21 protein-coding genes are annotated in these 23,617 nt (G+C 39.1%); all 21 read left to right on the top strand.

Features of this window, described 5'->3' with window-relative positions:
- Nucleotides 1-51: 51 nt before the first annotated feature.
- The 21 genes from atpE (at nucleotide 52) to spoIID (ending at nucleotide 23,065) form a co-directional block, all read left to right on the top strand.
- Nucleotides 52-264, top strand: a complete 213-nt coding sequence (gene atpE, locus BK579_RS02840; protein WP_078543430.1) for a F0F1 ATP synthase subunit C — start codon at nucleotides 52-54, stop codon at nucleotides 262-264.
- Between the two features lie 225 nt (nucleotides 265-489).
- The gene (atpF, locus tag BK579_RS02845) at nucleotides 490-1,020 is read left to right on the top strand and encodes a F0F1 ATP synthase subunit B (protein WP_235848323.1); all 531 of its coding nucleotides are present in this window, start codon (nucleotides 490-492) and stop codon (nucleotides 1,018-1,020) included.
- The gene (locus BK579_RS02850) at nucleotides 1,017-1,562 is read left to right on the top strand and encodes a F0F1 ATP synthase subunit delta (RefSeq protein ID WP_078543431.1); all 546 of its coding nucleotides are present in this window, start codon (nucleotides 1,017-1,019) and stop codon (nucleotides 1,560-1,562) included. Before atpF ends, BK579_RS02850 begins: the two co-directional genes overlap by 4 nt.
- 16 nt (nucleotides 1,563-1,578) lie before the next feature.
- Nucleotides 1,579-3,087, top strand: a complete 1,509-nt coding sequence (gene atpA / locus BK579_RS02855) for a F0F1 ATP synthase subunit alpha (RefSeq protein WP_078543432.1) — start codon at nucleotides 1,579-1,581, stop codon at nucleotides 3,085-3,087.
- Nucleotides 3,088-3,163: 76 nt separating this feature from the next.
- Nucleotides 3,164-4,024, top strand: a complete 861-nt coding sequence (locus tag BK579_RS02860) for a F0F1 ATP synthase subunit gamma (RefSeq protein WP_078543433.1) — start codon at nucleotides 3,164-3,166, stop codon at nucleotides 4,022-4,024.
- 47 nt (nucleotides 4,025-4,071) lie between these two features.
- Complete coding sequence (gene atpD / locus BK579_RS02865) at nucleotides 4,072-5,484, top strand: F0F1 ATP synthase subunit beta (protein WP_078543434.1); 1,413 nt, start codon at nucleotides 4,072-4,074, stop codon at nucleotides 5,482-5,484.
- A 24-nt stretch (nucleotides 5,485-5,508) separates the two neighbouring features.
- The gene (locus BK579_RS02870; RefSeq protein WP_078543435.1) at nucleotides 5,509-5,913 is read left to right on the top strand and encodes a F0F1 ATP synthase subunit epsilon; all 405 of its coding nucleotides are present in this window, start codon (nucleotides 5,509-5,511) and stop codon (nucleotides 5,911-5,913) included.
- Between the two features lie 1,271 nt (nucleotides 5,914-7,184).
- Complete coding sequence (locus BK579_RS02880; protein WP_078543437.1) at nucleotides 7,185-7,562, top strand: NADH-quinone oxidoreductase subunit A; 378 nt, start codon at nucleotides 7,185-7,187, stop codon at nucleotides 7,560-7,562.
- A complete protein-coding gene (locus tag BK579_RS02885) occupies nucleotides 7,553-8,065 on the top strand; it encodes a NuoB/complex I 20 kDa subunit family protein (protein WP_078543438.1) in 513 nt (170 codons plus the stop codon). The genes BK579_RS02880 and BK579_RS02885 overlap by 10 nt, the downstream gene beginning before the upstream one ends.
- Nucleotide 8,066: 1 nt before the next feature.
- Nucleotides 8,067-9,458, top strand: a complete 1,392-nt coding sequence (locus BK579_RS02890) for an NADH-quinone oxidoreductase subunit C (protein WP_078543439.1) — start codon at nucleotides 8,067-8,069, stop codon at nucleotides 9,456-9,458.
- A 3-nt stretch (nucleotides 9,459-9,461) separates the two neighbouring features.
- Nucleotides 9,462-10,562 (top strand): NADH-quinone oxidoreductase subunit D, encoded by a 1,101-nt coding sequence (locus tag BK579_RS02895; protein WP_078543440.1) that lies wholly within the window; start codon nucleotides 9,462-9,464, stop codon nucleotides 10,560-10,562.
- Entirely contained in the window at nucleotides 10,562-11,563 is a 1,002-nt protein-coding gene (nuoH, locus tag BK579_RS02900; protein WP_078543441.1) for an NADH-quinone oxidoreductase subunit NuoH, read from the top strand. The genes BK579_RS02895 and nuoH overlap by 1 nt, the downstream gene beginning before the upstream one ends.
- Before the next feature lie 316 nt (nucleotides 11,564-11,879).
- The gene (gene nuoI, locus BK579_RS02905) at nucleotides 11,880-12,299 is read left to right on the top strand and encodes an NADH-quinone oxidoreductase subunit NuoI (protein WP_078543442.1); all 420 of its coding nucleotides are present in this window, start codon (nucleotides 11,880-11,882) and stop codon (nucleotides 12,297-12,299) included.
- Nucleotides 12,296-12,817: an NADH-quinone oxidoreductase subunit J gene (locus BK579_RS02910; RefSeq protein ID WP_078543443.1), complete on the top strand. Its 522-nt coding sequence runs from the start codon at nucleotides 12,296-12,298 to the stop codon at nucleotides 12,815-12,817. The genes nuoI and BK579_RS02910 overlap by 4 nt, the downstream gene beginning before the upstream one ends.
- Complete coding sequence (gene nuoK / locus BK579_RS02915) at nucleotides 12,814-13,128, top strand: NADH-quinone oxidoreductase subunit NuoK (RefSeq protein WP_078543444.1); 315 nt, start codon at nucleotides 12,814-12,816, stop codon at nucleotides 13,126-13,128. The genes BK579_RS02910 and nuoK overlap by 4 nt, the downstream gene beginning before the upstream one ends.
- Nucleotides 13,129-13,224: 96 nt before the next feature.
- Complete coding sequence (nuoL, locus tag BK579_RS02920) at nucleotides 13,225-15,093, top strand: NADH-quinone oxidoreductase subunit L (RefSeq protein WP_078543445.1); 1,869 nt, start codon at nucleotides 13,225-13,227, stop codon at nucleotides 15,091-15,093.
- On the top strand, nucleotides 15,090-16,598 hold the full coding sequence (locus tag BK579_RS02925; RefSeq protein ID WP_078543446.1) for an NADH-quinone oxidoreductase subunit M: 1,509 nt from the start codon (nucleotides 15,090-15,092) through the stop codon (nucleotides 16,596-16,598). The genes nuoL and BK579_RS02925 overlap by 4 nt, the downstream gene beginning before the upstream one ends.
- Nucleotides 16,599-16,602: 4 nt before the next feature.
- A complete protein-coding gene (gene nuoN / locus BK579_RS02930; protein WP_078543447.1) occupies nucleotides 16,603-18,111 on the top strand; it encodes an NADH-quinone oxidoreductase subunit NuoN in 1,509 nt (502 codons plus the stop codon).
- Between the two features lie 100 nt (nucleotides 18,112-18,211).
- A complete protein-coding gene (locus BK579_RS02935; protein WP_078543448.1) occupies nucleotides 18,212-18,448 on the top strand; it encodes a DUF1146 family protein in 237 nt (78 codons plus the stop codon).
- A gap of 1,648 nt (nucleotides 18,449-20,096) precedes the next feature.
- Nucleotides 20,097-21,395, top strand: a complete 1,299-nt coding sequence (gene murA / locus BK579_RS02940; RefSeq protein WP_078543449.1) for a UDP-N-acetylglucosamine 1-carboxyvinyltransferase — start codon at nucleotides 20,097-20,099, stop codon at nucleotides 21,393-21,395.
- A 647-nt stretch (nucleotides 21,396-22,042) separates the two neighbouring features.
- Nucleotides 22,043-23,065 (top strand): stage II sporulation protein D, encoded by a 1,023-nt coding sequence (gene spoIID, locus BK579_RS02945; protein WP_078543450.1) that lies wholly within the window; start codon nucleotides 22,043-22,045, stop codon nucleotides 23,063-23,065.
- Nucleotides 23,066-23,617 lie beyond the last annotated feature (552 nt).

The raw sequence follows: 23,617 nt of genomic DNA on the forward strand, positions 1-23,617 counted from the left end.
TAATATATTTTTTAACTAATCTAAAGGATAATCATAAGGAGGAATTTTATAATGGGTGCAATAGCAGCAGCAATCGCAATTGGTTTGGCAGCACTAGGTGCAAGTTTTGGTAACGCAATGATCGTTAAGAGTACAGTTGAAGGGATTTCTCGTCAACCTGAACTACGTGGCCCACTTCAAACTATTATGTTCATCGGGGTTGCATTAGTAGAGGCGATTCCTATCATCGCAGTAGTAGTAGCATTCATGGTTATGGGTCAATAATTAGAACTAACATCTATTAGAAATCAAATTAGATAGTAATGGAACTTATAATATTATAAATATCCATACTGTTAAAAATGATAGAACGAAATAAACTGGTTCAAGTGGCGAAGTCGTCTCATGGGAGAACCTTCGCCATTGTTTTACTTTAAGCAAAAAAAAATACTAGATATGACTATTTCTAGTAAACACTTTTCCATGTAATTTCCGAAGGGAGTGAGAGCTTTGGTATTTGACGTTAATATATTTGCCCTAGGTGCAGGTTTGAGTGGCGATATTAATACAGGAGATATTATCTTCCAACTTGGTGTCTTCTTATTATTACTTTTCTTATTAAGAAAATTTGCCCTTGATAAACTAATTGCAATGATGAAAAAACGTGAAGAGCACATCGCTAGTGAAATTGATTCTGCTGAAAAAAGTAATCAAGAAGCAAAAGTGCTAATCGAACAACAACAGCAATTATTAAAAGAAGCTCGTAAAGAAGCACAAGGTCTAATTGAAAGTGCAAAGAATATGGCAGAAGAACAGAAAACGGCTATTATCCAGGCTGCACAAGCAGAGTCTGACCGTTTTAAGGAATCTGCAAAAAAAGAAATCGTTCAAGAAAGAGAAAAAGCGGTTGCCGCATTACGCGAACAAGTCGCTTCACTATCTGTTCTGATTGCTACTAAAGTTATTGAGAAAGAACTAAGTGAGAAGGATCAAGAAAAGCTTATTAATGAGTATATTAAAGAGGTAGGAGAAGAGCGATGAGCAAAGGGGTCGTGGCAAAACGATATGCGTTAGCTCTTTTTCAATTATCACAACAACAGCAAACTCTTGATCAGACAGAAGCTGAACTACGAGTTGTAAAACAAGTGTTTACATCTAATAAAGATTTTTTAGCTTTTCTTTCTAGTCCGAAAATGACAAATGAAACAAAAAAATCAGTTGTAAAGGGAGCATTTGCTTCTGCATCAACAATGGTCTTAAATACATTATACCTTTTAATTGATCGTCACCGTGAATCAGTGATTGCTGACATGGTCGATCAATTTATTGAGTTAGCAAATGAAGAACGTGGACTAGCAGAAGCAAAAGTATACTCTGTACGTCCTTTAACAGATGTCGAAAGCGCTAGTATTTCTAGTGTGTTCGCAAAAAGTATAGGGAAATCTGCGCTGCGTATTGAAAATATTGTCGATAAAAGTCTAATTGGCGGTGTGAAGATTCGCATCGGTAACCGTATATATGATGGTAGTGTGAACGGGAAATTAGAACGCCTAGAGCGTGATCTAATGACGAAAAGATTGTAGATAGGGGTGAACATTCATGAGCATCAATGCTGAAGAAATTAGTGCGCTGATTAAACAGCAAATTGAAAACTATCAATCAGAAGTAAAAGTGAGCGATGTTGGTACAGTTATTAGTGTTGGTGACGGTATCGCACGTGCTCATGGTCTAGACAGTGTAATGTCTGGAGAGCTTTTAGAATTCTCAAATGGTGTCATGGGTATGGCTCAGAACCTTGAGGAAAACAACGTAGGTATCGTTATCCTTGGTCCTTTCACTGATATTCGTGAAGGTGACGAGGTTCGTCGTACTGGACGTATTATGGAAGTACCTGTAGGGGAAGCGTTAATTGGTCGTGTTGTAAATCCATTAGGGCAACCTGTTGATGGATTAGGACCAATTGAAACTTCAAAAACTCGCCCGATTGAAAGCCCAGCACCAGGTGTTATGGACCGTAAATCAGTTCATGAACCACTTCAAACTGGTATTAAAGCAATTGATGCGTTAATTCCAATTGGACGTGGACAACGTGAGTTAATTATCGGTGACCGTCAAACTGGTAAAACAGCTGTAGCGATTGATACAATTCTTAACCAAAAGAATGAAAATATGATTTGTATCTATGTTGCAATCGGACAAAAAGAATCAACGGTTCGTGGAGTTGTAGAAACTCTTCGTAAAAATGGTGCTTTAGATTACACAATTGTTGTAACAGCTTCTGCATCACAACCAGCTCCATTACAATACCTTGCACCATATGCAGGTGTTACAATGGGTGAAGAGTTCATGTACAATGGCAAGCACGTTTTAGTTATCTATGATGACTTAACAAAGCAAGCTGCTGCATACCGTGAGCTTTCTCTATTACTTCGTCGTCCTCCAGGTCGTGAAGCATATCCAGGGGATGTATTCTACTTGCATTCACGCCTACTTGAGCGTGCTGCGAAATTAAGTGATGCTAAAGGTGCAGGTTCACTAACAGCATTACCATTTATTGAAACACAAGCAGGAGATGTATCTGCATATATCCCAACAAACGTAATCTCGATTACAGATGGACAAATTTTCTTGCAATCTGACCTATTCTTCTCAGGTGTACGTCCAGCGGTTAACGCAGGTCTTTCAGTATCCCGTGTAGGTGGATCAGCTCAGATTAATGCAATGAAAAAGGTATCTGGTACATTACGTCTTGACTTAGCTTCATACCGTGAGCTTGAAGCATTCGCTCAATTCGGTTCTGACCTAGATAAAGCAACTCAAGCGAAATTAAACCGTGGTGCTCGTACAGTTGAAATCCTAAAGCAAGGTTTAAATAAGCCACTTGCAGTTGAAAAGCAGGTAGCGGTTCTTTATGCTTTAACTCGTGGATTCTTAGATGATATCCCATTAGAAGATATTGGTCGTTTCGAAGAAGAATATTTAACATTCTTAGAACATAACCGTAAAGCAGTGCTGGATCACATTCGTTCAACTGGTAAACTTCCAGAAGACACTGATTTCCAGGCGGCAATTAATGACTTTAAGAAAACATTTGTTGTTTCTGAATAATAAAATTAGTAGAGCGACGACTGATGTTACGTCGCTCTAAAATCCAGATCTTTTGACAAAAAGGTGGTGAGAACCTTTGGCATCATTAAGAGATATAAAATCAAGAATTACCTCAACGAAGAAGACAAGTCAAATTACAAAGGCGATGCAGATGGTATCAGCTTCTAAATTAAATAGAGCTGAAAACAATGCAAAAGCTTTCGTACCATATATGGAAAAAATTCAAGAGGTAGTGGCAAGTGTTGCACTAGGTAGTGAAGATGTTACACATCCAATGCTACTTAAAAGACCTGTAAAGAAAACAGGATACCTTGTGATTACATCTGACCGTGGATTAGCTGGGGCATATAACAGTAATATTCTTCGTGCTGTATACCAAACCATTCAAAAGCGTCATTCAAGTAAGGATGAATATGCGGTTATTGCTATTGGTCGTGTTGGTCGTGATTTCTTTAAGAAGCGTGGAATTCCTGTTGTTCAAGAAATTACTGGATTAGCAGATCAACCATCGTTTAATGAGATTAAAGATATTGCTAGTAATACGGTCAGTATGTTTGCTGATGGTTTATTTGATGAGCTTTACATCTATTACAACCATTTCGTGAGCGCGATTCAACACGATGTAACAGAGAAAAAACTGTTACCATTAACGGATCTTTCATCTGGTAACCAAAAGATAACTTCATATGAGTTTGAACCATCGCAAGAAGAAATCCTTGAGGTGCTTCTCCCTCAGTATGCTGAAAGTCTCATCTATGGAGCACTTTTAGACGGAAAAGCTAGTGAGCATGCTGCACGTATGACAGCGATGAAGAGTGCAACTGACAATGCAAAAGAACTTATCGGTTCACTTACATTGTCTTACAACCGTGCTCGTCAGGCAGCGATTACTCAAGAAATTACTGAAATTGTCGGTGGCGCAGCCGCATTAGAATAGAAGTAAAACACTATTAGTTTTTTAAATGCAAGTTAGGAGGGAAAACGATGACAAAAGGACGAGTTACTCAAGTAATGGGTCCTGTTGTAGACGTAAAGTTTGACAGCGGACATCTTCCTGAAATTTACAATGCCCTTGTAATCGACTATAAGTCAAGTGATGTTGAAATTAAACTAACACTTGAAGTAGCGATTCATCTTGGTGATAATACAGTTCGTACTGTTGCTATGTCGTCAACAGATGGTCTTGTACGTGGAGTGGAAGTAGTAGATACAGGAAAAGCAATTTCTGTACCAGTTGGTGATATAACTCTTGGTCGTGTTTTCAACGTTCTAGGAGAAAACATCGATTTAGATGAGCCGATTGGACCAGAAGCACGTCGTGATGGTATTCACCGTGAAGCACCAACATTCGAACAACTTTCAACTGAGGTTGAAATCCTTGAAACTGGTATTAAGGTAGTAGACTTACTTGCACCATATATTAAGGGTGGTAAAATCGGTCTATTCGGTGGTGCCGGTGTAGGTAAAACAGTTCTTATCCAAGAACTTATCAATAACATCGCACAAGAGCACGGTGGTATCTCGGTATTCGCGGGTGTAGGTGAGCGTACTCGTGAAGGAAACGACTTATACTACGAAATGAAGGACTCTGGTGTTATTAACAAAACAGCAATGGTATTCGGACAAATGAACGAGCCACCTGGAGCACGTATGCGTGTTGCATTAACAGGTCTTACAATGGCTGAATATTTCCGTGATGAGCAAGGACAAGACGTTCTATTCTTCATCGATAATATTTTCCGTTTCACTCAAGCAGGTTCTGAGGTATCAGCCCTACTTGGACGTATGCCATCTGCGGTAGGTTACCAACCAACTCTATCTTCTGAGATGGGTAAACTACAAGAACGTATTACTTCTACAAACGTAGGATCGGTAACATCGATTCAAGCGATTTACGTTCCTGCCGATGACTATACTGACCCAGCACCAGCAACAACTTTCGCTCACTTAGATGCTACAACTAACCTTGAGCGTAAGCTTTCTGAAATGGGTATCTATCCAGCGGTGGATCCATTAGCATCTACTTCTCGTGCACTTGCACCTGAGATTGTTGGAGAAGAGCACTATAATGTTGCTCGTCAAGTACAGCAAACATTACAACGTTATAAAGAATTACAAGATATCATCGCAATCCTTGGTATGGATGAGTTAACTGATGAAGACAAATTAGTCGTTCACCGTGCTCGTCGTATCCAATTCTTCCTATCTCAGAACTTCCACGTTGCTGAGCAGTTCACTGGACAAAAAGGTTCTTATGTACCTGTTCAAGAAACTGTTAAAGGCTTCAGAGAAATTCTTGATGGTAAATATGATCACTTACCAGAGGATGCATTCCGTCTAGTTGGTCGTATTGAAGAAGTAATTGAATCTGCTAAACGTATGGGTGTTGAAGTTTAATAAAGGGACGTAGGAGGGTATAAAATGAAGACAGTTAAAGTAAGTGTCGTAACTCCTGATGGCCCAGTTTATGAAGCTGACGTGGAAATGGTGGTTGCTCGTGCTCAAAGTGGTGAGCTAGGTATCCTTCCAGGACACATTCCAATGGTTGCTCCTCTTCAAATTGGGGCAGTCCGTTTAAAAAAAGCTACCAACACTGACCTTGTTGCTGTTAGTGGGGGCTTTCTAGAAGTTCGTCCTGATCAAGTAACGATACTCGCTCAAGCAGCTGAAACAGCTGAACAAATCGACATACGTCGTGCTGAAGAAGCAAGACAGCGTGCGGAGCAACGTTTACAGGCGAAACAAGACGATATCGATTTTAAACGTGCGGAGCTTTCTCTAAAGCGTGCCATCAATCGTTTAAACGTAACTCAAAACAAATATTAAGTTAAAAACCTAAAGACTAGTCTTTAGGTTTTTTATTGTGTAGAAATATGGTTAAACGGAGCAAATAGATGAAACAGCAAATATATTATTATAATTGTGAGCAGTACAATTTGGTTGTATCATAAATTACTTCAAAGGAGCGTCAAGTCCCGGTGTATGATCAAAAATCCAGCGAGGCGGCCGTCAAGTCCCGATGTAAGACTAAAAATGCGGCGGGTTCCGAATGAAATCGGGCCAGATGGAAGACAAATCGGGCGGGAATCAAGGTCAATCCGGCGAGTCGCGCGTCAAGTCCCGGTGTATGATCAAAAATCCGGCGGGTTCCGAATGAAATCGGGCCAGATGGAAGACAAATCGGGCGGGAATCAAGGTAAATCCGGCAAGCCGGGCGTCAAGTCCAGGTGCTAGATTAAAAATCCGGCGGGTTCCGAATGAAATCGGGCCAGATGGAAGACAAATCGGGCGGGAATCAAGGTAAATCCGGCAAGCCGGGCGTCAAGTCCAGGTGCTAGATTAAAAATGCGGCGGGTTCCGAATGAAATCGGGGCAGATGGAAGACAAATCGGGGGGGAATCAAGAGAAATCCGGCAAGCCACTCAGCATAACCGCTGTAAGATCAAAAATCCGGCGAACCGCCTTTCACGTCAGGGTACAAGGTCAAAAATCAAAAATCCGGCAAGCCACTTAGCCAGGCCAGTCAAGTCCTTTTATGTTGTGTAAATTAGAATACTATGCTTTCAACTACTATAACTATGTCAGAAAATCTGCCAACATATCCCAATCTTAAAGAATTTATGTTACGATAACTTATATTACTATAGAAATAATATAAATTTATCAAAGAGGCGATGATATAAAAATACATAATAGAAGTCCGAAAATTGCGAATATGATATTCGTAAAATATTCTCGATTAAATATTCATAGATATGTGTAGTGAACAAGAAAAAATAGACCATTTTTTTAAACGTTAAGACAAGAATAATACCGTTCTATTTCTCTTAGTTTAAACCTCAAATAATGTGGTAATCACAATGTAGGTGAACAAAATTTTTTAGGAAGAATATTGTTCTATTAAAAAGGAATTTTATCCAACAAAAGTCAATCTTTGATATGTGGCAAGTTATCGACACTTCTGGTGAATATTGTTATAATGATTACGGTTACATAATTGAAAAATAAGAGATTTATAAATGAAATTTTATTTTTTGATTACTCATAATTTTATGATTATAATAGGGGAAATTTCTTAAAGGCAATGGAGGGGTTGTATGGATAGTTTATTGAATCAGTATATGAATAATTACTTAATTGTGTTTGTCTTCCTGTGTTTAGGAGTCTTACTACCAATCGTGGCATTGACTGCTGGTCGTATCTTAAGACCAAGTGCCCCGAATGCAATGAAACAAACAACCTATGAAAGTGGAATTGAGCCCTTTCATGATTCCCGTGTACAGTTCAATGTTCGCTATTATATTTTTGCACTTATGTTTGTCATTTTCGATGTGGAAACAGTGTTTTTATATCCATGGGCTGTTGCTTATGAGAAGTTAGGGATATTTGCTCTAATTGAAATGCTTATCTTTGTTGCAATGTTACTAATTGGGTTGCTTTATGCTTGGAAGAAGGGGGTCCTAAAATGGACTTAAAGCTAGATAACATTACTCAAGAAGAAATGGAAGAAATGAGGCACAGTGTATTTTTAACGACATTGGAGCAAGTGAAAGCTTGGGCTAGAAGTAATTCTTTATGGCCAATGACTTTTGGGTTAGCTTGCTGTGCGATCGAAATGATGGGTGTAGGTTCATCCCATTATGATTTAGACCGCTTTGGATCCTTTTTCCGTACATCTCCACGTCAATCAGATGTTATGATTGTTTCGGGTACTGTAACAAAAAAAATGGCACCAGTGTTAAAGCGTCTATATGACCAAATGCCAGAGCCGAAATGGGTTATTGCCATGGGTTCCTGTGCAACGGCTGGCGGACCATATGTGAAATCATATGCAGTAGTAAAAGGGGTTGACCAAATCGTCCCAGTGGATGTATATATCCCAGGATGTCCACCAAACCCTGCTGCACTTATATATGGAATGAATAAATTAAAGGAAAAAATTCGCTATGAAGCTAAAACTGGGAAGAAGGTGATTTAGCGTGAGCGAAAGTAAAGATTTAGAACAGCAAAAACGTGAGGCCGCAGAGCGTGCAAAAGAGCTTGCGAAGAAGCGTTTAGCAGAAAGGCAAGCCGAAGAGAAGAAAACGGATCCTTCTGAAGAAAAAAATGAAGATTCTATTGACCTAGCAAAGAAGAAGGCAGCAGCTGCGGCAAAGGCAAAAGCGGCTGCACTAGCTAAGCAAAAGGCTCAAGCAGAATCCGATGAAGACTCAAGTGAAGAAGTAGATTCGAAGGAACTCGCTAAGCAAAAGGCAGCAGCTGCAGCAAAAGCGAAGGCAGCTGCATTAGCAAAACAGAAGGCTCAAGAATCCAATGAAGAGTCAAATGAAGATCTAGATCCAAAGGAGCTGGCTAAGAAAAAAGCAGCGGCAGCAGCAAAAGCGAAAGCGGCAGCATTAGCAAAACAAAAAGCTAGTGAAGGTAACGCAGACAATGAGACTGAGCAATCGCTCGATGACGATAAAGAATTAGCAAAGCAAAAAGCAGCGGCAGCAGCAAAGGCGAAAGCAGCCGCACTGGCAAAGCAAAAAGCACAATCTGAAAGTGGAACTGCTGATTCATCTAATGATGATGATGTGGCGAAGGCGAAGGCAAAAGCAGCGGCCGCAGCAAAGGCAAAAGCAGCCGCACTGGCGAAGCAAAAAGCCAAAGCTGAAGGCGAAGATGCATCCGATGATGATTTAGCTAAAGCGAAGGCGAAAGCCGTGGCAGCAGCCAAAGCAAAAGCAGCCGCGGCAGCAAAAGCGAAAGTATCAGGCACTACAGGTGATGATGATCTTGCCAAGGAAAAGGCCAAAGCGATTGCAGCAGCAAAGGCTAAAGCGGCAGCAGCAGCCAAAGCAAAGGCGGCAAAATCAGATAGTGAAGAGCCTGTGGAAGAGGAAAAGCCATCGGTCAATCAGCCATTATTAGATAAGTATGTAAAGGTAATCCAAAATCACCTTGGTGACGAGGTATTAGAAGACTATTACATCAATACTCTTTCAAAGGATGTACCAACACTAGTAGCAAAGAAAGATACATATTTTAAAATCGCTCAGTTTTTAAAATTTAATGAGCAATTAGCTTTCGATTATTTATCAGAGCTACATGGAACAGACTTTGAGACACATATGGAAGTTTATGTTCATTTATTTTCATATAAAAATAGACAGTCAGTTGCTATTAAAGTGAAAATAGATCGTGAGGAGCCTGTGATTGATTCGCTTCAACCTTTATGGCAAGGCGCTAACTGGCCAGAATGTGAAGCTTTTGATCTGTTAGGCATTAAATTTACGAACCATCCAGATTTAAAGCGAATTTTATTACCTGAGGACTGGGTAGGATATCCGCTTCGAAAAGACTATGAGCCATACGATGTGGAGGTGTAGCCAATGATTCGCACAGAAGAAATGCTACTAAATGTTGGACCACAGCATCCAAGTACACATGGAGTTTTCCGTCTAGTTATTAAGATAGATGGAGAAATTATTAAAGAAGCTATCCCGGTTATTGGTTACCTTCATCGAGGAACTGAAAAATTAGCGGAAGACCTTCAATACACTCAAATTATTCCATATACAGACCGAATGGATTATTTATCAGCGATGACAAATAACTATGTCCTCTGTCATGCCGTTGAAACGATGGCCGGAATCGAAATCCCAGACCGTGCTGAATATTTACGAGTATTAGCAATGGAGTTAGGAAGGGTTGCAAGTCACCTAGTTTGGTGGGGAACCTACTTGCTAGATTTAGGAGCAACAAGTCCTTTCCTTTACGCATTTAGAGAACGTGAAATGATTATAAATCTGCTGAATGAACTTTCAGGGGCAAGATTAACGTTCAATTACATGCGTGTTGGAGGAGTGAAATGGGATGCTCCTGAAGGCTGGATTGAAAAGGTAAGAGAATTTGTTCCATATATGAGAGAACAATTAAAGGGATATCATGAGCTTGTAACAGGAAATGAGATCTTCCTTAACCGTGTTAAAGGTGTTGGGAAGTATACACAAGAAGAAGCGATTGCTTATTCTTTAAGTGGAGCAAACTTAAGATGTACGGGTGTTCAATGGGATTTAAGAAAAGATGAACCATATTCGATTTACGATCGATTTGATTTTGATGTTCCTGTCTTCACTGGTGGGGATGCATGGGCACGCTATCAAACTCGAATTGCAGAATTAGAAGAATCACTTAAAATCATTGAGCAAGCTGTTGAACAGTTTCCGAGTGAAGGTGCCATTATGGCAAAGGTACCAAAAATCATCAAAGCTCCAAAGGGTGAGGCGTATGTACGAATCGAGTCACCTCGAGGTGAGATTGGCTGTTATATTGCAAGTGATGGCAAAAAAGAACCGTATCGATTAAAGTTTCGTCGTCCATCCTTTTACAACCTACAAATTCTACCTAAACTATTAAAAGGCGAAAATATGGCAAACTTAATCGCAATTCTAGGAGCAATTGATATTGTTCTTGGGGAGGTAGATGGATAATGATTACTGATCTTTTACAATCATCACCCAGCTGGACAAACGTAGCAATCTTTTTCGGTCTAGCAACCGCTTTATTAATGGTCGTATTAGGATTTGTAACGTATGGAATTTTAGCAGAACGTAAAGTAATGGGGTTTATGCAGGGGCGTATTGGTCCAAACCAGGTTGGTGGCCGCTTTGGCCTACTTCAAACCGTAGCTGACGTATTAAAGCTTTTATTAAAAGAAGACACCATCCCAAAAGCAGCAGATAAACCACTGTTTATCCTTGCTCCAGTTATTGCTTTCACGCCTGCATTTATGGTGCTTGCAGTCATTCCATTTACAGATGCGTTTCGTTTTGCAGATATTGGGGTAGGATTGTTGTATTATATAGCCGTTTCGGGACTAACAACAGTTGGTATCGTAACAGGCGGTTGGGCTTCAAATAACAAATATGCATTATTAGGTGGAATGCGTGCAGCTGCACAAATGATTTCCTATGAGATACCACTTGTTATGTCAGTGATCGGGGTTATTTTATTCACTGGTAGCTTAAATTTAGTTGATATTGTTAATGCACAAACAAATGTCTGGTTTATATTTGCACAACCAATCGGTTTCTTAGTGTTCCTAATCGCCTCGGTTGCAGAATTAAATCGTGTGCCTTTTGACTTACCGGAAGCTGAATCAGAACTTGTTGCTGGATTTCATGTAGAGTATTCAGGATTTCGATGGGCATTCTTTATGCTTGCTGAATATGTTTACTTCTTTGCGATGGCAGCACTAACAACCGTTTTATTCTTAGGTGGTTGGCATCCAGTATTCTTCCTAGATTTCATACCAGGAGCAGTCTGGTTTGCATTAAAATTCAGTGCAGTCATATTCCTACTCATTTGGTTCAGGGTAACATTCCCACGTATAAGAGCAGACCAACTAATGGAATTCGGCTGGAAAGTACTACTACCAATCGCACTAGCAAACATCTTTATCTCAGCAATCATTAAAGAGTTGTTTTTCTAGAAACTTAGCTGATTAATAATTACACTTGATTTTAACTACAATTTATAGGGAAGTTAGTAGGGAAGCTTTTAAGAAAAACTAAAGCTTAGTATATTTGCAATATAATAAATAAATTTGTTGCTTACTCAGTGTGGAATGAGCGAAGAACCACTCGACTCCTGCGGGATGCACGGGGCAAAGTGAGACCCCGCAGGAGCCAAAGCGACGAGGAGGCTCACCGTCCCGCCCGCGGAAAGCGAGTGGATCGTAGCGAGTGAAACTTTCCAACCTAAGAAAAAGTAATAGTATCGCAATTCAAACAAAGGGGTGAAGATACATGCGTGGCTTAGCAAAAGGTTTGAAATATACCCTAAAAAACTTAACAAAGAAAAAGGTGACATACGATTATCCAAATGAACCACTTCCACTACCTGATCGATTCAGAGGCATTCAAAAATTTTACCCAGAAAAATGCATTGTTTGTAACCAATGTGCAAACATCTGTCCAACAGATTGCATTCAATTAACAGGGAAAAAGCATCCAGATCCTGCGAAAAAAGGGAAGATCATTGATACGTATGATATAAATTTTGAAATCTGTATATTGTGTGATTTATGTACAGAGGTTTGTCCAACAGAAGCCATCATCATGTCTAATAATTTCGAGCTAGCAACATACAGCAGAGATGATTTATTCAAGAATTTAGAGTGGTTGGATGAGAACGATACAAACTTACGGAAGGAGAATAAAGCGTGAGTTTGAGTGGAGAATTTATAGCCTTTATCGTGCTTGGAGTGATTGCCATCGGTGGCGGAGTCGTGATGATCAATCTAGAAAAGGTTGTACACATGGTTGTTGCCTTAGTTTTTACATTTGTTAGTATTGCAGGATTATATGTGATGCTTCATGCGGAATTCTTAGCAGCTGTTCAGATTCTTATCTATTCTGGAGCAATTACAATTATCATGCTCTTTGGGATCATGCTAACAAGACATAATGACCGAAGTGAACAGAAAATTAGTTTTGCTCGAAAGTTTATTGTATTAATCGGGGTATTAGGCTTCGGTTTAGCTGTTTATTTAGGGATTTATAATCTAGAAATTGGTCAGCAAGAAAGTACGCTGTATGATAAAAATACGGAGCAAATCGGAATTGAACTTTTTTCAAAATTTGTCATTCCATTTGAGCTAACATCTGTTGTCCTATTAGTTGCGTTAATTGGAGCGATAGTCTTAGCGAAAAAAGATGAGCCAGAGGAGGCGGAGAAGGAATGAGTACAGTTCCATTATCAGCTTACCTCACCGTAGCACTGATTCTGTTTTGTATTGGTCTTTATGGTGCCTTATCTAAACGAAATACAATCATTGTCTTAATTTCTATCGAGCTGATGTTAAATGCGGTGAATATAAACCTGATCGCTTTTAGTAAGTATGGCTTTCAACCGAATATTACAGGGCAAATCTTTGCACTATTTGTCATTGCGATAGCAGCAGCAGAAGTAGCAGTTGGAATTGCGATATTAATAGCTTTATATCGCAACCGTCAAACAGTTAATGTCGATGAAATGGATACAATGAAAAATTAAAATGCAAAACAGGATGGCTTTTTTTGACAATGTTCTAGATTTACGGGTAGCAATGTCAAGGGAATGCCCAATTTAGAAGAAGGGGAATGTGATACGATGATGGAAAATGCATGGATCATACCGCTTTTCCCGCTTATCTCTTTTTTAGTCCTTCTTGTTTTTGGTAAACGACTGAAGCAATTTAGTTCAGCACTAGGGATGGTTTTGGTGTTATGTTCTTTCGTTTATTCTTTGTTGGTATTATTTGAGCGATTCACAAATCCAACATTTAAAAATGAGGGTACTTGGTTAACAATAGGGGATGTTCAATTAACAGCGGGTTTTGAAATTAATCAATTAAATGCGCTCATGCTAGTAATAGTATCGCTGGTTAGTTTTCTAGTACATATGTATTCAATTGGATATATGCATGGCGATGATCGTTTTCATGTGTTTTATGCATATCTAGGACTCTTTACATTTGCGATGCTCGGATTAGTCATGTCACCTAATCTTTTGCAAACCTATATATTCTGGGAGCTTGTAGGTGTAGGTTCATTTTTACTGATAGGATTCTATTTTTATAAAAATGAAGCAAGAGCAGCAGCGAAAAAAGCATTCATTATGACTCGTATCGGTGATGTAGGGTTACTAATCGGAATGATTCTACTGTTCTGGCAGGTTGGTAGTTTTGAATATGATCAAATTTTTGCTGCGGTAGAAGCTGGAGCAATCTCATATGAAATGATTACCTTAACGGCGATTTTAATCTTTGTTGGGGCGGTTGGTAAGTCGGGTCAATTCCCATTACATACATGGTTACCTGATGCAATGGAAGGTCCAACACCTGTTTCAGCACTTATCCATGCTGCCACAATGGTTGCTGCAGGGGTCTATTTAGTCGCTACTACCTTCCCGTTATTTGCGGCAAGTGAAGCTGCCTTAACAACGGTAGCCGTAATTGGTGGATTTACTGCCATTTTTGCAGCAAGTATCGGTCTTGCTCAAAAGGATATTAAACGAGTTCTTGCATATTCAACCGTCAGTCAGCTTGGTTATATGATGCTTGCGCTAGGTTCAGCTGGTTATGCTGCAGGTGTGTTTCATTTAATGACTCACGCATTCTTTAAAGCACTGTTATTCTTAGCGGCAGGAAGTGTCATTCATGCTGTACATACTCAAAACATTCATGAAATGGGTGGGCTCTGGAAAAAACTCAAAGTAACGGGACCATTATTCCTTATAGGAACGCTTGCAATTAGTGGCGTACCACTTTTTTCAGGATTTTTTAGTAAGGAAGAAATTCTCCTTGCAACATGGGTCCACGGAAACTATTTCTTATTTTGGTTAGCAATGATTGCTGCTTTCTTTACATCATTTTATATGTTCCGTCTGTTCTTCCTAGTATTTTTAGGAGAGGGGAAAAAGGAGCACAAGAAAACGCACGAATCACCAAGTGTGATGACCGTACCGATGATCATTCTTGCTGTGTTAGCCGTATTCTCTGGATATGTGAACACACCATGGTTCGGTACATTTTTAGGAGATTGGTTAACAAAAGGAACTCATTTATACGGGCATGGCCACGTGGATGGGGCGGCTTGGATTATGATTGTAGCAACACTAGTCTCTTTAGGCGGAATTTTGTTAGCATATCTAATGTATTCAAAAAATACGATTCCAAGAGATTGGCTTTCGTCTAGAGCGCCAATCCTGCATAGCATTGTCTATCGAAAATATTTTGTTGATGAGTTTTATCAATCAACGATTGTGTATGCAACCAAGGCCTTTAGCTTATTCCTTAAATACATCGATGTCTTCCTTATGGCAGGCGCCGGTAAAGGGGTAGCATCATTTACGAATGGTCTAGGTAAGCTTGGATCGAAGCTTCAAACAGGGCAGGTTCAAGTTTATGGAACAGTGGCCTTTCTTGGCTTAGCTGTTATCATCGTCATATTTGCACTAACAGGGGGGTACTTACGATGAACGATTCCTATTTATTATCATTATTAGTGTTCTCCCCTGCCATTGGTATTGTTCTTTTAAGCTTTATTCCGAAAGTCCAGGAACAAACATTAAAGCTGGTTGGTTTTCTGTCAACATTGCCACCATTATTACTTGTGTTTGTTCTTTATAGCTATTACCGAGGTGGAACAGAGCTATCTAGCTTCTCTGAAAAGCTAAACTGGTTTGGCATTATGGGAGCTGGCCAACCGTTCTCGATTAATTATGAGCTAGGGTTAAGTGGTCTTTCTCTAGTGATGGTTATTTTAACAGCAGTTATTTCTACATTAGCAGCGATTGCATCTATTCATATTAAAAAAGAGTGGAAAGGATATTTTATCCTATTTTTACTTCTTGAAATTGGGATGCTCGGGGTTTTTGTCGCAGAGAATTTATTCTTGTTCTTCCTATTTTTTGAGGTAACTTTAGTAGCCATGTTCTTTCTAATTGGAAAATGGGGTTATTTTGAAAAAGAAAAAGCTGCATTTCGCTTCTTAATTTACAACGGGATTGGGTCAGCGATTTTATTGATTGTCATTATGATCTTGTTTGCAAGAACAGGAACAACTAATATTGCAGCTATTATGAGCATGTTAGCAAGTCCGAGTGGAACACTTCCAACCGGGGATATTTCCTCGGAATTAAAATATGGCTTACTGATTGCCTTATTAGTAGCGTTTGGTATTAAATTACCAATTTTCCCATTACATACATGGATGCTTCATGTCCATGTTCAAGCACCACCATCAATTGTTATGCTTCACTCAGGTGTGCTACTTAAGATTGGAGCATTCGGTCTCATTCGATTTGGATTAGGATTTTTTCCTGAGGAGTTCAGTAACCTAGCATGGCTCATTGCTTTATTAGGTGTCGTTAACCTGTTATATGGGGCGTTCCTTGCATTTATCCAGGATGACTTTAAAATGGTGTTAGCTTATTCAAGTATTTCTCATATGGGAATTGTCTTAATTGGTTTAGGTTCGTTAAATGAAGCGGGGATCCAAGGAGCAATTTTCCAGGTGGTTTCACACGGTTTAATTTCAGCGCTGCTGTTCTTCTTAATCGGTGTAATATATGAGCGTGTTGGAACGTCGTATATCGGAAAGCTAGGAGGCCTAGCGAAGGTAATGCCGATTACAGCGGGCTTCCTACTAACAGGGGCATTAGCTTCTTTAGGTTTACCAGGAATGTCCGGATTTGTCAGTGAATTTATGGCCTTCCTTGGATTGTTTAAGGAAATGCCAATACTTGCTGCTATTGGTACAATCGGTATTATCATGACAGCTGTATACCTTTTGAGAGCAGTATTAAATGTAACGTATGGAAAAACAAAGCAATATGAAAATATAGTAGATATCAGCAAGGTTGAAATGGTCCCGGTTTTAGTCTTAGTAGGCTTCATTGTTTTAATTGGAGTATACCCTAATGTCTTAACACAACCACTTCAACTAGTGTTAGAAAATATCGTACTAGGGATAGGGGGGTAAGCAGATGGATCTCGAGACATTACTTAGCTATGAATGGGGAGCCATGCTACCTGAATTCATTATCCTTGGGGTAGCCACCTTACTTTCACTAATTGATTTATTTATGGGCAAAGGAAAAAGTAGAAAGCCTCTAGCTTGGCTTGGAATTGCTGGGATTATTTTAGCCATCATATCTCTAGTGAGTATGACAGGAACAGGTGTGACGAGCATCTTATTTGATACGTTCCGCCTTGATTCCTTTGCTATTGCTTTTAAGCTTATTTTACTTCTTGGATCATTGATGGTTTTACTTATGGCAATGGACTACGAGCCAAAGGGTGGATTTGGTAATCGTGGTGAATTTTATTACTTGTTCTTAACTGGGCTTCTTGGTGCAATGATTATGTCATCAAGTGGTGATCTTATTACCATTTTTGTTGGACTTGAGCTTCTATCGATTTCATCTTATATTTTAGCTGGACTTAGAAAAAACAATCAGCTTTCTAATGAATCAGCAATGAAATATGTGATTAATGGAAGTATTTCAACAGCAATTCTTTTATTTGGAATGAGTTATGTATACGGACTTACCGGTACAACCAACTTGCGCGAAATCCTAGGCTTACTAGGTCATTTAAATAGTAACAATTCTATTTATATCATTGGGATTGCCTTATTTATGATTTTCATTGGGATCTCATTTAAGCTCGCTACTGCCCCATTTCACATGTGGGCACCAGACGTATACCAAGGAGCACCAACACCAGTTGCAGCCTTTTTAAGTGTCGTTTCAAAAACAGCGGGGTTTATTATCTTAATCCGTCTAATCATTACGATTTTCGTTAGCGTTCCTTCTGGTGATGCAGAAGTACCAAGCTTTATTTATCAAGTCAAAGATTATATAGGGTTCTTTGCTGCTGTTACCATGATTGTCGGTAACACTGTCGCACTGAGACAAAGAAATGTAAAACGACTGTTAGCTTACTCTAGTATTGCCCATGCAGGATACCTATTAGTAGCTTTTGCTACTTTATCATATTTTATGTTTAGTGCAGTGTGGTTCTACTTACTCGCTTACTTATTCATGAATATTGGGGTATTTGCGATTTTACAAGTGATTTCGTCTAAATCGGATTCTAATGATATTAGTCAATTTGCTGGTCTTTACAAAAGGTCACCAGTAACCGCTATTTCTTTAGCAATCCTGATTCTTTCATTAGCAGGAATACCTGGTACGGCAGGATTTATTGGTAAAATGAATATTTTCCTTGGTGCATTCATGACCCAGCCAGCACATTATGTTTTAGCTGGAATTATGATTGCGACAACGGTTGTTTCTTACTTTTACTATTTCGGAATTTTCACCCAAATGTTCTTCAGACCAGCTGCAGATCAAAGTGAGGTCAAGCTTCCATTAGGAGTTTTACTGGTAGTAATCATCAGTGTGGTTGGAACAATCGCTCTTGGAATATTCCCAAGCATTGCGTTTGATTTCTTAACAACGATTGAACATTTTGGTGACTTTATACAATAAAAGGGTAAATAGTTTTATTTCATAAGTGGATATGTTTTAATAAAAAGAAGGAGTATGAGCTCCTTCTTTTTATTTTGTACATACGTTTGGAGTGAATCAATTGCTAGCTGGATTTGGATATCAAGCATTAATAAGTATTATTTCTCATCTTATTTTTATCATCATTACATGGTGGGCTTTACAAAGCTTTAATTTCGATAAATGGTTTAAGGCAGGACATGTTATTCAGGCGAGGATTGTGATTATTTTTATAACAATTATTATTGGATCAGCGGTGAGTAACTTTTTCTTGGATTATTTAATTTGGTCCCAGCAGTTGCCGAATTTGTTTTTTTAACCTGAAAATAGCTTAGGTAGTGGAGTTCCATGAGCTGCGCGATCCACTTGCTTTCCGCGGGGTGGTCCGTGAGCCTCCTCGTCGCCAGGGGCGGGCTCCTGTGGGGTCTCACGAGACCGCTAGATCCCGCAGGAGTCAAGTGGTGGTCTCCGCTCATTCCGCACTTAGGAGTAAACATTTTCATACACCATGGTGCTAATTTTAATTAGCATGGGTGTTTACCTTAAAAATAACTTAGGCTGGAGAGTTTCAATCGCTGCTAAATCCCGCAGGAGTCAAGTAAAGTAAATAGAATAGAGGGCAAAATTTCCCCTAATTCATAAATAGCATTGAAATTAGCTTAAATAGAGGGAGAAATTACTCTTATTTGACTAGAAATACATGTAAATAGGTAATTTTGGTCTTAATAAGGGAAAAAGTTCCCTCTATTTCACCCAAAACTAGCTCTAATCTGCAATTAACGGAAAAATTTCCCCTTATTTATTCCCTAGGTAAGGACGTTAGAACCTCATTTAGAATACGTCCGGTGAACCATGTCACAAGTAAGAAAAAAAGAGTTCAATTCTAAGCAGTCGGTACTGTAGTTTGCTACATCGTATAAATATCATATTCAGCAAAGCATAGCTAACTTTATGAAATAGCTCACTTAAAGTAACGGTGAGTTAGTTTAAGAGCGATTTCAGAGCAAAAGGTTCAGATTGTAATTATCTGATCCTTTTTTGAAGTTGTTATTAGTGTTGCTAGTTCGCCCGCGAACCCATTGCTAATTTAACCTGCGAATTAAAGTTTTCTCCCTCTTAACCGAACGGGTTATCCTGAATAAAATTTGGGGTTTAAAAAAATCATCTAGTTTACCGGCCATAAGTTTTTTGGTCGGTTTTTTATTTGAAGGAAATGTTAGGATAGGGGGTTCATTTAGGTATTTAGTCTCCTTTATTTTTGAGGGGTTCGTAACATTCGATAATGATCAGGCTTTCATTCTTATGAATGTAACTGATAATTTTACCAAGTATGAGCAGTCCGTAACTGGAAAAAATGAAGATAAGGAGAGGAAGTAACGTATATAGAAATACATCGTTAGTATGTCAGGCATTTCTGTTTTTAGTTTGGTAAATTTACCTATATCATTTTTTAAAATAATCAAGTATGATAAATTTTATGTGAATTCTCGTTTGAAGAATTTCTGAGCGAGAGCTCGGCAGATGATTCGGCAAATAATTAATCATACAAATTACCGACAAAAAGTCTTAAATTTATTCGAATTCTTGTAAATGTGTATAAAAAAATCGGCGATTATTAATTTCTCCTATTTTTCTACTACAAAAGTAGACAAAAATCCGTAAAATCAAACAAAATCCCCTTTAATAAAGTACAATTTAGTGATACGATTGTAAGTGTTTTGTATAATCTGACGGATTTTTATAGAAGAACAACAATTAATGGAATCATTTCATATAGAGACATTTGACTCATGTGTTGCATATACTGAGCATTGTGGAAGAGAAAACTTCTTTTACACTTTTAAGAAATGAATATACAAATCGCCAAAAAACAAGATGATTGGGCGCCCAACCTACCAGTGTAGTTGGCACACCAATCATGATGATTGAATATTAATATAGAGAAAATGGACGCGGAGGGGAATACCTTGGAAAAAATCATCGTCCGTGGCGGTCGTAAGCTAAACGGTACTGTAAAAGTTGAAGGTGCAAAAAATGCCGTTTTGCCAGTTATCGCTGCATCCTTATTAGCGAGTGAAGGAAAGAGTGTAATTAATGAAGTACCCACGCTCTCCGATGTATACACGATTAATGAAGTATTGCGTTATTTAAATGCAGAGGTATCATTTGACAATAATCAAATCGTAGTAGATGCATCAAGAGAGTTGAAGACAGAAGCACCATTTGAATATGTTCGAAAGATGAGAGCATCAGTATTAGTGATGGGATCGCTTTTAGCAAGAAATGGTCATGCACGAATTGCGTTACCAGGCGGATGTGCCATTGGATCTCGTCCAATAGATCAACATTTAAAAGGCTTTGAAGCAATGGGAGCTAAAGTAAAGGTTGGCAATGGCTTTATTGATGCAGAGGTTGACGGAAGACTTCGTGGAGCTAAAGTATATTTAGACTTCCCAAGTGTAGGTGCGACTGAGAATATTATGATGGCTGCAACGTTAGCAGATGGCGTTACCGTTTTAGAAAATGTCGCGAAAGAACCAGAAATTGTTGACTTAGCTAACTTCTTAAATGGAATGGGCGCTAAAGTTCGCGGAGCTGGTACTGGAACCATTCGAATTGAAGGTGTCGAAAAGCTATACGGTACAAATCATAACATCATTCCTGATCGCATTGAGGCAGGTACTTTTATGGTAGCTGCAGCAATCACAGGAGGAAATGTATTAGTGCAAGGCGCAGTTCCTGAGCATCTAAGCTCATTAATTGCAAAAATGGAAGAAATGGGCGTTAAGTTTATTGAAGAAAGTGAAGGCTTACGTGTTATTGGGCCAGAGAACTTAAAAGCAATTGATATTAAAACAATGCCTCACCCAGGTTTCCCAACAGATATGCAATCTCAAATGATGGCCCTATTACTTCGTGCGAAAGGCACAAGTATGATTACAGAAACAGTCTTTGAAAATCGATTCATGCATGTGGAAGAGTTCCGACGCATGAATGGGAATATCAAGATTGAGGGTCGTTCGGTCATTATCAATGGACCAACTGAGCTTCAGGGTGCTGAAGTTAGTGCAACTGATCTAAGAGCTGCAGCGGCATTGGTTTTATCAGGGCTTGTAGCTGATGGCTATACTCGAGTAACGGAACTTAAGCATTTAGACCGAGGGTATGTTGGTTTCCATGAAAAGCTTGCAGAACTTGGAGCAGATATAGAAAGAGTTACCGAGGCAGTAGAATCAGTATCAAATGAAATAAACATTAACATGTAAAAATAAATGACAGAAAGAGCTAGAGATCACTTCTTCATAGTGGAATCTCTAGCTCTTTTTTGTTAGGGTAACAAATAAGTTAGTAAAAAATAATTGACCATTAATGAAAAAGGTGAAGGGTCTCTTACTTGTGTTTCTCGCTATGAGTATTTGCATCAAAGAGGTTGAAAAGTAATAACTTAGTTGGATGAGCGGAAGTTCACTCGACTCCTGCGGGATGCAGCGGGCAGAGTGAGACCCCGCAGGAGCGTGCGACGAGAAGGCTCACCGCACGCCCCGCGGTATCCCGCGAGTGAACTGTAGCGAATGAATCTCCAAGGTAGAGTCCTTATTATTAAAAGAGGAGGAACTAAAATGGGCTTTTTCTCAAATTTATTCAAATCAGAATGCTTCATATGCAAAAAAAAGAAAAACAATATGACTTCATATTTAAATGATCAGGACGAAAAAATCAAGGTTTGTCTACATTGTAGAGAATACGCTGAGCGTCGTGCTCTTCGCAAAATATAATTTTTTATAAAGGGAAACTTGTCATAAATGCTTGTCCGACTCCATATGATTGAATAAGTGTATTACACAGATGAAAAGTCCGTTCTTAAAGCATCGACGTGTACTCACTGAAAAATGATGATGGAGGCTCGGTGTTCATGAAATCTTCTCTCAAACCAATCGTAGTAATATTTTCTATTCTTTTCATTGTTACTCTCGTCATTCCTACAGTCGTGGTATTTCCATTCTCTAAAGAAGCAGATGGAAAACTAACAGAAGAGCTCCAAACAAATCCAAGTGAAACACAAATCGCATCAGAGTCGAGTGTTGAAGTAGCTGTTCATCGCTCTAGCATAGATGAAATTGAAAATGTGCCGCTTGAAGAGTACGTGATTGGTGTCCTAGCATCTGAAATGCCAGCTAATTTTGAAAGTGAAGCCTTAAAGGCTCAATCCTTGGCAGCTAGGACATACATTGTAAAACACATGCTGAGCGGTGAAAATATCAGTACTCCTGAGGGGGCTAATGTCTCCGATACCGTCATGCATCAAGTGTATCGAAATAAAGAAGAGCTAAAAGCTGAGTGGGGTAGTGATTATAAGAAAAATATCGAGAAAATCACACAGGCAGTCTATGCCACACAGGGTCAAATCATTACATATGATGGAAAACCAATAGATGCACAATTCTTCTCAACAAGTAATGGTTATACAGAAAACTCTGAGGATGTGTGGCAAAGTGCCATTGAGTATTTAAAGAGTGTTGAAAGTCCATGGGATAAATCGTCAAAGGAATTTCACGAGCAAACGGTTATTTCTGTTTCTGATTTCGAGAAAAACTTAGGGGTAAGTATTGGAAATGCCAGTAAGATTGGAAAAATTTTAGAAAGAACAAAATCGAACCGAATAGCCAAGGTAGCTATTGGTGGCAAAGAGTTTACTGGAACAGAAGTGCGGACAGCTCTTAAGTTAAGATCAACAGACTTTACTTTAAAGCGAGAAGGAAACCAAATCGTTGTGACAACAAAAGGCTATGGACATGGTGTGGGGATGAGCCAATACGGTGCCAATGGAATGGCAAAAGAAGGTCACAATTATAAAGACATTATTGCGTATTATTATAAGGGTGTGGATGTTACTTCCGCAGACAGCTTCCTTACACAAATAACGGCGAAAAAATAATGAAATGAAATTGGTGAGAACTAACAGAACAGTTGTATACCCTAATGAGTGGGATTTTTCCAGCTTGTTAGGGTATTTTTGTTTTCTTTGAAGGATTAGATATAGAGGTTTAGACAGCTTTGAGGGGGAAAAGGTAGAGGTTCAAACCGCTTTGACCGGGAAAAAGAAAAGAGTCGTGGTAAACCCCACCGACCGACAAGGACTTCATCCAAAGTTGGGAAGAGAGCAGAGCCCTTTTTTGCGAGGTCATTTGGCATTGGAGCTAGATTGTGGGTGCTAGGTCGATAAAATGTGGAAAGTCGCGGATAAAATGCTGAAAGTCGTGGATAAAAGATCAAAAGTCGTGGATAAAAAGTCAGTTATGATCGATAAAATACCAAAAGTTGTGGATAACCCCACCAACAAGGACTTCATTATCCAAAGTTGGGGAGAGAACAGAGCCTTTTTTTGCGAGGTAATTTGGTGTTGGAGCTAGCTAGATTGTGGGTGCTAGGTCGATAAAATGTGGAAAGTCGCGGATAAAATGCTTAAAGTCGTGGATAAAAGATCAAA

This window comes from Litchfieldia alkalitelluris, from assembly GCF_002019645.1.
In the GTDB taxonomy this organism is placed as follows: domain Bacteria; phylum Bacillota; class Bacilli; order Bacillales; family Bacillaceae_L; genus Litchfieldia; species Litchfieldia alkalitelluris.